Annotated in this window: 10 protein-coding genes; 6 read left to right on the forward strand and 4 right to left on the reverse strand. The window is 41.2% G+C overall.

Going from position 1 to position 10,629, the window contains the following annotated elements:
• Window positions 1-714 precede the first annotated feature (714 nt).
• The 6 genes from BM135_RS15675 (at window position 715) to nadS (ending at window position 5,234) form a co-directional block, all read left to right on the forward strand.
• Window positions 715-1,029 carry a type V toxin-antitoxin system endoribonuclease antitoxin GhoS gene (locus BM135_RS15675; protein ID WP_092521357.1) on the forward strand — a complete coding sequence of 105 codons (315 nt, stop codon included), beginning with the start codon at window positions 715-717 and terminating at the stop codon, window positions 1,027-1,029.
• Window positions 1,030-1,274: 245 nt separating this feature from the next.
• Entirely contained in the window at window positions 1,275-2,270 is a 996-nt protein-coding gene (gntR, locus tag BM135_RS15680; protein WP_092521359.1) for a gluconate operon transcriptional repressor GntR, read from the forward strand.
• A 253-nt stretch (window positions 2,271-2,523) separates the two neighbouring features.
• Window positions 2,524-3,117, forward strand: a complete 594-nt coding sequence (gene gntK, locus BM135_RS15685) for a gluconokinase (RefSeq protein WP_245737434.1) — start codon at window positions 2,524-2,526, stop codon at window positions 3,115-3,117.
• Window positions 3,114-4,451 carry a gluconate transporter gene (gene gntU, locus BM135_RS15690; protein WP_092521361.1) on the forward strand — a complete coding sequence of 446 codons (1,338 nt, stop codon included), beginning with the start codon at window positions 3,114-3,116 and terminating at the stop codon, window positions 4,449-4,451. Before gntK ends, gntU begins: the two co-directional genes overlap by 4 nt.
• 174 nt (window positions 4,452-4,625) lie before the next feature.
• Entirely contained in the window at window positions 4,626-4,937 is a 312-nt protein-coding gene (locus BM135_RS15695; protein WP_092521363.1) for a toxin HigB-2, read from the forward strand.
• On the forward strand, window positions 4,938-5,234 hold the full coding sequence (nadS, locus tag BM135_RS15700; protein ID WP_092521365.1) for a NadS family protein: 297 nt from the start codon (window positions 4,938-4,940) through the stop codon (window positions 5,232-5,234). It abuts the gene before it with no gap.
• A gap of 204 nt (window positions 5,235-5,438) precedes the next feature.
• On the opposite strand, the gene BM135_RS15705 is transcribed toward nadS, so the two are convergent.
• The 4 genes from BM135_RS15705 to BM135_RS15720 all read right to left on the reverse strand — a co-directional run bounded on the left by BM135_RS15705 (window position 5,439) and on the right by BM135_RS15720 (window position 10,116).
• On the reverse strand, window positions 5,439-6,650 hold the full coding sequence (locus BM135_RS15705) for an SGNH/GDSL hydrolase family protein (protein WP_092521367.1): 1,212 nt from the start codon (window positions 6,648-6,650) through the stop codon (window positions 5,439-5,441).
• Window positions 6,637-7,773: an SGNH/GDSL hydrolase family protein gene (locus tag BM135_RS15710; protein ID WP_092521369.1), complete on the reverse strand. Its 1,137-nt coding sequence runs from the start codon at window positions 7,771-7,773 to the stop codon at window positions 6,637-6,639. Before BM135_RS15710 ends, BM135_RS15705 begins: the two co-directional genes overlap by 14 nt.
• A complete protein-coding gene (locus BM135_RS15715; protein WP_092521371.1) occupies window positions 7,760-9,181 on the reverse strand; it encodes an MBOAT family O-acyltransferase in 1,422 nt (473 codons plus the stop codon). Before BM135_RS15715 ends, BM135_RS15710 begins: the two co-directional genes overlap by 14 nt.
• Before the next feature lie 158 nt (window positions 9,182-9,339).
• Window positions 9,340-10,116 (reverse strand): protein bax, encoded by a 777-nt coding sequence (locus tag BM135_RS15720; protein WP_092521373.1) that lies wholly within the window; start codon window positions 10,114-10,116, stop codon window positions 9,340-9,342.
• Window positions 10,117-10,629: the final 513 nt, after the last annotated feature.

Below are 10,629 nucleotides of genomic sequence, written 5' to 3' on the forward strand. Positions count from 1 at the left end.
TATAGGCCATAGCGCATTTTCCTTTGGCGAGAAAGATGCCTACTATAGCAACTGACCACCTTTTTCAGAAATTGCACCTATCATGCGAATCCAAGATGTATTATGAGTTCTACTTTGAAAAAATGATAAAGATTTAATTACTCTTTCATATGTTAGCGATGATAGCCATGACTGTTTTAATATAAATAACGGAGTGGTTATTACATATTATTAAGAAAACTTAAAATGGTTACTAATAATCTCCATGTGTTTAAATAGCGAAATTGACAATCAATAATAGTCAGTTGATTACACAAAAAACGCTTGTAAGCAATTATGGAACATTTTCTACTCCTTAGAATTTCCTGTGCCAGGATTTTCAAAATATTTGATGCTATTAGACGTTTTTAAACAGGATTGTTTTTCGGGGCAATTTCCTTTCAAAATAATTAAAATTGATAAATTTCGTGGCTCAAAATACTCAGTTTATTTCTAATTGACATCTAATTCGGTTATTTCGAAACTTATAAGGAACTCAGCCAAAAGTAATAGGGAAAGAGGTTCCTCAAATAACTGTGATTTATTGATATGGCGTAGCGGCATTAATGATTGTTACATTCATCAACGAACCACAATACCCTCAGAAATATGGGATGTGGCTATAACTTAAATTTATTGCAATCAAGAAAGTAGATAGTTTGGTTTTTTCTTAAATAATATTGAGAGGGCTAAAAGATGGCTACTTACATGGTTCGTGTTGAAATTTTTGGTGCAGGCTTAAGAGAATATGAATCACTGCATGAATCAATGAAGCTAATTGATTTTAATAGAAATATCAGAACTTCCGATGGTCAGATTATGGCTTTACCTACAGGAACTTATGTAGGAGTCTCGCTAAATACTGCGGCACAGATAAGAGATAAAGTTAAGAGATTAGCAGATCCATTATCATCAAAAGCTGCTGCTATATTTATTTGTCAGTATGGTGAATGGGCTGCTTACCTGTACTCGGCGTCAATGTCTGCGTCAGCATTCTCATCTGAATCCTGATAGATTCAGCCTTAAGCAAGCTGGTTTAGCAACAAGTAGTTTAGCGGCCAGCTTTTTATGGTATACAAATTATTTATCGAAATTCATTCAAGCGCGTGTAAGTCATCACAATTTCAAAAATTGTTGATAAAAGAGATGAGAGTGTGTTGGCATTTTTCACTAAAAAGCATGTTGTTATGCTGTATAAATATGTTAAAACCGAGTGATATTCATCTATATTTATCATTGATTGCATTACATTCAAAATGAAGAAAAAACGCCCAGTTTTACAAGATGTTGCAGACCTCGTTGGGGTCACCAAAATGACAATCAGCCGTTTTTTACGTAATCCAGATCAGGTTTCTGAAGCATTGGGAAAACGAATCGTGGACGCTGTGGATCAACTTGGTTACATTCCCAATCGTGTGCCAGATATTCTTTCCAATTCCACCAGTCGTGCAATAGGCGTTTTACTTCCTTCATTGACGAATCAAGTCTTTGCTGAAGTTATTCGTGGTATCGAGCAATTGACTGATCACAATGGATACCAAACCATGCTCGCCCACTATGGTTATTCTGCCCAGAAAGAAGAAGAGCGTTTGCTTTCTCTGCTTTCTTACAATATTGATGGCCTGATTCTGGCGGAACGCACGCATACACCCAAGACGTTGAAATTATTGCAGACAGTAGGTATTCCTGTGGTCGAACTGATGGATAGTGTATCGCCTTGCTTTGATATTGCCGTTGGGATCGATAATTTTGAAGCGGCACGTCAGATGACGATGGCAATGATCGAACGTGGCCGCAAGAACGTGGTTTATCTCGGTGCAAGGCAGGACGAGCGGACGTTGATCCGTTTGCAGGGGTTTGAAATAGCAATGCGCAGCGCCGGACTTCAACCGAAAAAAATGATGACGCCAGCCAGTTCATCCTATTCATTGGGAACGCAGCTTTTACAAGAAACCTGCCAGAAATATCCTGACGTTGATGGCCTGTTTTGTACAAATGATGATATCGCCATTGGGGCTATTTTTGAGTGTCAGCGACAGGGGATCAAAGTACCGGAAGAGATTGCGGTAGCCGGATTTCATGGTCATGACATCGGTCAGGTAATGACTCCGAAACTTGCCAGCGTACTGACTCCTCGTGAACTAATGGGGCGCAAGGCTGCAGAATCCTTGCTTGCTCGTTTGAAGGGGGAAAAGCTGGAAAAAACTCTGATCGATGTTGGATTTACCCTTTCATTGGGCGAAAGCGTTTAATGGATGAAAGTATTTAGTTTTTGTAGCTTAAAATGATGCTTTCTCATCTTCAATTGCGATAAGCCTCACATTTTCCTTTCTTGTTGATCTTGATTGATTACTCACCATCCTGTGCTGCTGTTAATGTTACTGACAATAGGTTACCGGTAACATTTTTGTGGGTAATATTTTATAGATAATATCTCATAGTCAAAAGTTTGCAGGTAAGTCACAGAGATCGCTAAGCAATAAGATCTGCATAAAGGAGTTTGATATGAGTGATACCCAACAACCAAACCATGTTTTTGTATTGATGGGGGTATCCGGCAGCGGTAAATCCGCAGTTGCTAGTGGTGTTGCCCGTAAGTTGGGGGCTGCGTTTCTGGATGGAGACTTCCTTCATCCCCGCGCCAATATTATTAAAATGGCACAAGGCCACGCTTTGGATGATGATGATCGTCAGCCGTGGTTGAAGGCACTCAATGACGCCATTTTTGCCATGCAGCGTACCAACCCTGCCTCTCTGCTTGTGTGTTCTGCCTTGAAAAAAAGTTATCGGGATATTCTGCGTGATGGCAATAACAACCTGTCATTCCTCTATATGAAAGGGGATTTTGATTTAATCGAAAGCCGTCTGAAAGCACGTAAAGGGCACTTCTTCAAACCACAAATGCTAATCTCGCAATTTGAGACACTGGAAGAGCCGACCAGTGATGAAAAAGATGTTCATTATATTGATATAAAACCTGATCTTGATAATGTCATCAAAAATGTGATTAAAGCCATTGAACATATTCAATCCGTTAATCATGCAGAAGCTGTTGATCATATAGAAACCGTTGATCATATCAGCGAGGGGCATTCATGAGCACTTTAACTCTAGTTCTGACAGCCGTTGGCTCTGTTCTTCTACTATTATTTCTGGTGATGAAAGCCAGAATGCATGCTTTTATTGCCTTGATGTTGGTTTCCATGGGAGCAGGAATTTTTTCTGGTATGCCACTGGAGAACATCACCCAGACAATGCAAAACGGTATGGCCGGTACTTTGGGTTTCCTTGCTGTTGTTGTGGCTCTTGGTGCAATGTTTGGCAAGATCTTGCATGAAACAGGGGCCTTAGATCAGATTGCCGTGAAACTGCTGGGGGGCTTTGGTGAAAAAAGGGCTAACTATGCGTTGGGTATAGCTGGGCTTATTTGCGCATTACCACTGTTTTTTGACGTGGCAGTTGTATTGTTGATTGGCGTGGTATTTGCTGTTGCACGTCGCACCGGCGGCAATGTCGTAAAACTGGCGCTTCCATTGTTTGCAGGTGTTGCGGCCGCTGCCGCGTTTTTGGTTCCGGGGCCAACGCCGATGATGCTGGCTTCCCAAATGGGTGCTGATTTTGGCTGGATGATCCTGATCGGCCTGAGTGCCGCAGTTCCCGGTATGTTATTGGCTGGCCCGCTTTACGGTAACTTTATCAGCAAATATGTGACGCTGGATTTACCGAAAGATCTGAGTACACCAAGCATTGGCAAAAGCCAGATGCCTTCCTTTGGTTTCAGTCTGGCGTTGGTGCTGTTCCCATTGGCGTTGGTTGGTTTGAAAACTATTGGTGCGCGCTTTGTTGATCAACAATCTACGCTATACCATTGGCTGGAATTTATTGGTCATCCTTTTACGGCGATTTTGATCGCTTGTCTGGTGGCGATTTACGGTCTGGCGATCCGTCGCGGTATGAGCAAAGAAAAAGTGATGGATGTCTGCTCTGCGGCAATTCAACCGGCGGGGATTATCCTGTTGGTAACGGGTGCTGGTGGCGTATTCAAACAAGTGTTAGTGGATTCTGGTGTTGGCCCTGCGTTAGGTAATGCTTTGATCGGTGCTGGCCTGCCAATCGCACTGGCATGTTTTATTCTGTCGGGTGCAGTGCGTGTGATTCAGGGTTCAGCAACTGTGGCATGTTTGACCACGGTGGGGCTGGTTCTGCCAGTGATTGGTGAACTGGGCTATTCCGGTGCGCAAATGGCGGCGTTGTCAGTGTGTATTGCCGGCGGTTCTTTGGTGCTTAGCCATGTGAACGATTCCGGTTTCTGGCTGTTCAGTAAATTTACCGGCGCGACAGAAGTGCAGACCCTGAAAACCTGGACAATGATGGAAACCATTCTCGGTACAACTGGCGCAATTGTTGGCATCATCTATTTTGCAATGCTGTAATACACTAAAGTCTTTTTAAGTAATTTTTAACGGCACCTTAGGATGGTTAAGGTGCCGTTTTTCTTATCAACTTTTCCATTTTTCAACATAATTTTTATAATTAGGTATAAGTCATTGACTGATAGTTTTGGAGTGATAGTATGGATTTTATCCATAAGCCATTGAACGATAGTCATGTTATTTATTGAAACAAAAATATTTACAGATGATGTAGTTCAGTTACTAACAGATGATGAATATCGCGAATTTCAAACATTTTTGGCTATTCAGCCTGAGTTTGGTCAAGTTATTCCTGATACAGGTGGGCTTCGTAAGATTCGATGGAGTTCCAGTGGAAAAGGAAAACGTAGTGGTGTAAGAGTTATTTATTACTACAAACTACCTGATTCACAGATCCGGTTATTATTAATCCATAAAAAAGGGATTAAAGATAATCTAACAGAACATGAGAAAAAAATACTACGTGATCTCAATGAGAGGTGGTAAATGGATATAAAATTATTTGAGCGTCTAACTGAAAGCATGATGCAAATGAATGAAATTATTGATGGTACTCGCAAACCTTCTCGCGAAACATATATAGTAGCCGTGCAAGTAAAGAAAATTCGCCAATCAACGGGCTTATCTCAAACTGGATTTGCAAAATTGATTTCAGTGAGTGTTGATACTTTGAGAAATTGGGAACAAGGACGCCGTCAGCCTACCGGCCCTGCCAAAGCGCTTTTGCGCGCTATTGAACGTGACCCTGAGCATGTATTGCCAGCGCTTTCAAGTACAAATTAAGCAGTTTTACACCAAGTATTATGGTGAAGTTGACGCGTATAAGCCCAGATTCGCAATTGTGGCAGACTAAAGCCTTATTTAAGCGATTTTAGTGGCATCTTATGATGGATAAGATGCCGTTTTATGTTATTCCCGTGCTATTTACGTTCACTGGCTGCTATTGTTGTCAGAATTTGATAAGACATATCGTGCTCATTGTTTGAATTATCGTTCAACTAACCCCATAAATTGCTTATAAAGCGCTTCGGCACTGCGTTCATAGCCGGCTACAGAGAGATGAACGTAATCAGGACGCGCGAGGTTTTTCTGTTCCCATCCTCTGACTGAACATGGTCCGCCCATATATTCCCGCCAATCCCAGAGTAGAGTGCGCTGATTTTTGGCAACGGCTTGTTGAATCTGAATCACATTGTCAAGCAAGGCAGGTTGTTGTTCACTACAACTTGCCGCGGTTTTATTCTTCAGTGAATCATTTGGCCCAATCAGCAGGATAACGGCCTGCGGTATTGCCTTGCGAATGTCTTGCACTTTGGATGTCAGGTCTTTTTGATAAGCGACCAGATCCAGCGAATCGTTAAAGGCTTCATTGGTGCCATAGGCGAGGATCACCATGTCTGGTTTCATCTGAGCCAGAGTCTCAATCCATTGCGGTTGCCATTTATCCAGCATATTAATGGTAGCGCCATTAATGCCCAATGCGGACAACATAACTCCGGGGTTTTGACGTTTTACCAGCCAGCCGCCAATTTTCAATTGTGTATCCTGCGGATAGAGATTGATTGGGAAACTGATCACCTGTTCTGGTGAGAAACGCCATTCACTTTGTGTTGCAGGTAAGTTCATTGTGGTAAATGGTGTTTTGATTTGAGCCGCGTCATAGGATTGATAGAGCGCACTTAACCAGTATTTACCTTGGGAAGAGGGGGAATCGAGTTGTATTGTGCTGTTGGCACTTTCCGGGATAGCAATAAATCCCCCCAGCGGGTAATCCGCCCGATTGTCCTTGCGGCTGCTTGAAAGCCACCAGCCGGTTTTATCCTCAGTGAATTGCACGGAGGCGTTACGCTGGCCGGGAATGCTCATTGGGGGAATAAACCCCGGCCCTGCATCACCATAACGATTCTGCAATAAACAGCGCAACTTACCGGTAAAGAAATCGGCAGCAGTGTGTGAATCACCCAGTTGTACAAAATGGAGCTGGCGAGTATCGCTGTGGCGCAATTTATCCGCCAATGGTGCGAGATTGGGATCACCAAAATCCGTCAATTGTTGCTGACGATGTATTTGTATTGTGTGGAGTTCCGATGAAGGCTTGGATTTTTTTCCTTCGCACGATAATAAGCTCACGGAGAGCGCAATAAACAGACCTGCACCCATTATCCGATAAAATCCACGGAACATGCTAAATGGTTGCATCTTCTTTTACTGGCTCCTGAATAAATGTGATCAATGAAAATAGATAATCCGCGATGGTTTGTTGCCCTTTAAGACTGAAATGAATACCGTCTCCACTGCGGAGCTTGATTGTACTACTGCCATCGCCAGCATAGTCTGAATAATTATCTGATTGATATTTGAACACATCATTAACCGCAACATAGATCTCCCCCATTTTTCCCACTTCTGTTTGATATAATTTATTGAGGTAAACCATACTGCCGGAGAGTTTTTTCTGGCGCATATTTGGTGGGCCAACCCAAATGACATCGACCTTATGTCGGCGCGCATCATTTAAGATAGTTTCAATTCTTTGGCGGTAAAAATTCTCCCAATTTTCACTGGCGAATTTCAAATAAGGGCCTCCACGTCTTGACGGCATATCCCACGGATCATTTGGGCCTAAAAACACTACCATTAACTTAATATCAGAGTTGGTTCTCAAGGCATCGCTGATGGTTTTTGGCCAATCAAAGAATCCAGGATAAGACAATCCGGTGCTCTGCTTACTTAAGTTAATACTGGAAATGCCATATTCCTGAGACAATCGACGTTTTAAATATGGAGCTACTCCCTGCATCATCGAATCACCGGCAAATAACACTTTATCTTCTGCGCTCAGACTGACGTGGGTTTTCTGGACAATTTCAGTAACAGAGTTGTCAGTTGGGGTCGCTGGCAGCAAGAAAGGCTGAACGAGCTTGATGTCTTTACTCAACAGTTCAGGAAAGGTGAAAGAGAAATTCTCGATGGGATACAAGTATCCTTCCAAAAAGCGCAGACCAACCTGAAATTCAGGGGGAAATACTGTCCGGCTGTTATCGACATTAATGGCTGATGATGGAGTATCCTGATATTTACCCTTTGCATGTGCCATAAAAGTTTCACTGGCAACAATAGCGCCTTGTTGCATATTATTTCCTAAATCCCACAATGGCTCTCCCTTGAGAGATGCCCAAGGACTATTGCGGTGATATTTCTGTTGCCAGAAGTTCTCCAGGGAATTCTGATTCAGCCAAATTAGCATCAAACTGGTCAAGGTCACGATACAAATCACTTGTCCGACTTTTTTAAAATTAGGTGTAAATTCAAAAGTTGGCATAGATAAATCCTGGCATTCCTGAAGGTGACAAAATAAATACCAAAGTAAGGATCAGGGCTAAGGGAATTGGGTAATAAACCCAGGGGATCAGGCTATGATTTTTTTCAATTTGATTTCTGAGACTTACCAACCAGGGATAGATAATAAATAATCCCCAGAAAACCATTAATAGAGAACTACTGGATAACAAGGATATGAATATTTCGCCAGAGAACAGTTGATTTAATACCGCCAGAGCATCATTAAATGTCGGGCTACGGAAAAAGATCCATGCAAAGCAGACAAAATGGAATGTCACCACGCGGGATAAGAATAATAAAATGGAATTCTTGGCTTGTAGCTCATTGTGTTTCTTGGAAGTAGAAAACAGGGCATTTTTAATATTTTGCAGAATTAAACCTAAACCATGAATAGCGCCCCAAATAATAAAACCAAGGCCGACACCGTGCCATAAACCAGAAATCACCATGGCTGTAAACATATTCAGGTTTTTGCGGTATACACCTTTTTTGTTCCCGCCCAATGGAATGTAGACATAGTCGCGGATGAAAGTTGACAAGCTGATATGCCAGAGTCGCCAAAATACTTGTAAGTTTTCAGCAAGATAAGGTGCATCGAAATTGCGTGGCACTTTGAAGCCTAACAGCAAGGCGATGCCAGTCACAAGGTCGGTATAGCCGGAAAAGTTAAAGTAGATATTCCAGGCATAAGCATAAATTGCTACAAGAACTTGCCCTGCATGATGGCTGGTCGGATCTTCAAAGACGGGATTCACAAAATATTCAGAGAGCGTAGAACTAAGCAAAAAGAGTTTTGCGATGGCGAGCGCAATTAATAACAGCGCCTTCAATGGTTCCAGCATAATTCTGGATGCCGCCTGAATCTGTGGCATGAAATCTTTGGCCCGATTAATCGGCCCAGCGACGATACTGGGGAAAAAGCAAAGATACAAAATAACATCAGGAAATGGTGCGGCAGGTAGCTCTTTCTTGCACACTGATACGACATAGCTGACCGAATGGAACGCATAGAATGACAGGCCCAGCGGCATCAATAATTCAAGTACAGGCAGTTCCACGCTGATCCCAACATTGGCCAATGCTTGTTGAATTGTCTCTTGGAAGAAAGAGTAATATTTGAAAGCCGTGAAACAGCCGAGAATCCCGAATGTCAGTAGAATGAATATAATTTTGTTAGATAAATAATGGCTGAGAATATTCGCCAAAAAGTAAATAAATAGGGTATAGGCGAATAAAATGTAGGCGAACTTTGCTGCAAAACAGAATACAAATAAATAACTAACTAAAATTAATACGCCATTCTGTAGTCTGGGAGCTTTTTGTAAAAGCCAATAGACAATCAGCAGAATAACAAACGATCCAAGAAACTCAAAAGAGAAGAAATTCATATCAGGCTCTGGCTAATCATTTATCGTTGGGAGAAAGAATGTAATTCTTACTGTGCATTATAGTATGGAATTTGCTTATGTTTACAGTAGGAAATATAAAGATAGGTTATAAAAAAATCCACCTTGTAATTAATACAAAGTGGATTATCTGGAGAGTGTTATTGAATAGCTAATTCCTGAGCCTGTGAGATTAGCTGCCTATTGACATTAAATACTCTATGTAAATAGCGATTATAGTCAGCACCTAGTTCAGAATAACCATTGAGATTATCGATCAGCTTACTGGTATTCAGTGGCTCCTGTGTTGTCCTCTGCTTTGCACGTGAAGAACGCAATGATTCATAAGCACGATGCGTATTCAGATTCTTCATATAGGCAATGACAGAAGCATTAATAGTCGGATAAGCTGAATAACCTTTGACTTTTCCATTAGTTCTGCCGCAAGAGCTACAACGCATCCCAAACAGATTATTATTTTTTTTGGCGAGTTCTGACGTTCCCCAGCCCGATTCAGCGGCTGCCTGTGTGGCAACGAAATGGGTAGGGATAATGTCAACCCGACGTAGCAATTGCTTCCAATTGACCTGTTTTGGTGAATTGCAGGTTATTTTGTAATCTATGCAAATCTTTTTTAATCGATTACTATCCTGTACAGACCAATGATGATTTTTTTGGTGTGTCAGGAGCCATTTGCGGTCTTGCATAATTTTCTGATTATGTTGATCAATTACAGGAACAATAATATTTAAAAACGCTTTCTTCCGGGGTGTACCTGAAGGGTATTTTCGCAAATCAGGCAAATTTACTGGCATGCCATTGTGAGAATACTCTTGCATTTTCGAGGTACTGGTCGAGGCATGGCCCAGACCGACAAAGATTAATGAGATAAAGAAAGCGAAGACCGCACTTGTCCTCATCATTATTAGAGAGGGCATCTGCTTCTCCTCGTTTTATTACTCTGGATAAAAAAAACAAACGAATATTAGCAGAGCAAACGATATATAGCTACTGTTATTCGTCATTTATAAGTTTCATTTCTATAACGAATGTTAGCACCCTACTGACAAATATCTATATTTTTCATTCCATATAGTAAATTAGTGTAATAATTATTATGATTTTATATGGTGAGTAATATTGTATATATGATGATTTATGGTGCTATATTATTTCTCTGAACGGTTTGATTTTATCACTGATTGCTGAATAACTTCATGTTATTTAATTAAATTTACCTGCCTGACTTGACTCTTATTAGAGTGAGAATTTTTCTTTATTACATCTATCACAAGTAACCTTATTTTTTATATTTGGTTATCTATTTTTAGGGTTAATTTAAAAATAATTATCTGGCTTGGATTCGCATGATAGGTGCAATTTCTGAAAAAGGTGGTCAGTTGCTATAGTAGGCATCTTTCTCGCCAAAGGAAAATGCGCTATGGCCTATA

The sequence above is a fragment of the Xenorhabdus japonica genome (genome assembly GCF_900115195.1).
Lineage (GTDB): Bacteria > Pseudomonadota > Gammaproteobacteria > Enterobacterales > Enterobacteriaceae > Xenorhabdus > Xenorhabdus japonica.

Bases quoted from the DNA above. Each gene is read 5' to 3' on its own strand.
- BM135_RS15675 (WP_092521357.1), top strand. From the start codon at position 715: ATGGCTACTTACATGGTTCGTGTTGAAATTTTTGGTGCAGGCTTAAGA.
- gntU (WP_092521361.1), top strand. From the start codon at position 3,114: ATGAGCACTTTAACTCTAGTTCTGACAGCCGTTGGCTCTGTTCTTCTA.
- BM135_RS15695 (WP_092521363.1), top strand. From the start codon at position 4,626: ATGTTATTTATTGAAACAAAAATATTTACAGATGATGTAGTTCAGTTA.
- BM135_RS15715 (WP_092521371.1), bottom strand. From the start codon at position 9,181: ATGAATTTCTTCTCTTTTGAGTTTCTTGGATCGTTTGTTATTCTGCTG.
- BM135_RS15710 (WP_092521369.1), bottom strand. From the start codon at position 7,773: ATGCCAACTTTTGAATTTACACCTAATTTTAAAAAAGTCGGACAAGTG.
- BM135_RS15705 (WP_092521367.1), bottom strand. From the start codon at position 6,650: ATGCAACCATTTAGCATGTTCCGTGGATTTTATCGGATAATGGGTGCA.
- gntR (WP_092521359.1), top strand. From the start codon at position 1,275: ATGAAGAAAAAACGCCCAGTTTTACAAGATGTTGCAGACCTCGTTGGG.
- BM135_RS15720 (WP_092521373.1), bottom strand. From the start codon at position 10,116: ATGCCCTCTCTAATAATGATGAGGACAAGTGCGGTCTTCGCTTTCTTT.
- nadS (WP_092521365.1), top strand. From the start codon at position 4,938: ATGGATATAAAATTATTTGAGCGTCTAACTGAAAGCATGATGCAAATG.
- gntK (WP_245737434.1), top strand. From the start codon at position 2,524: ATGAGTGATACCCAACAACCAAACCATGTTTTTGTATTGATGGGGGTA.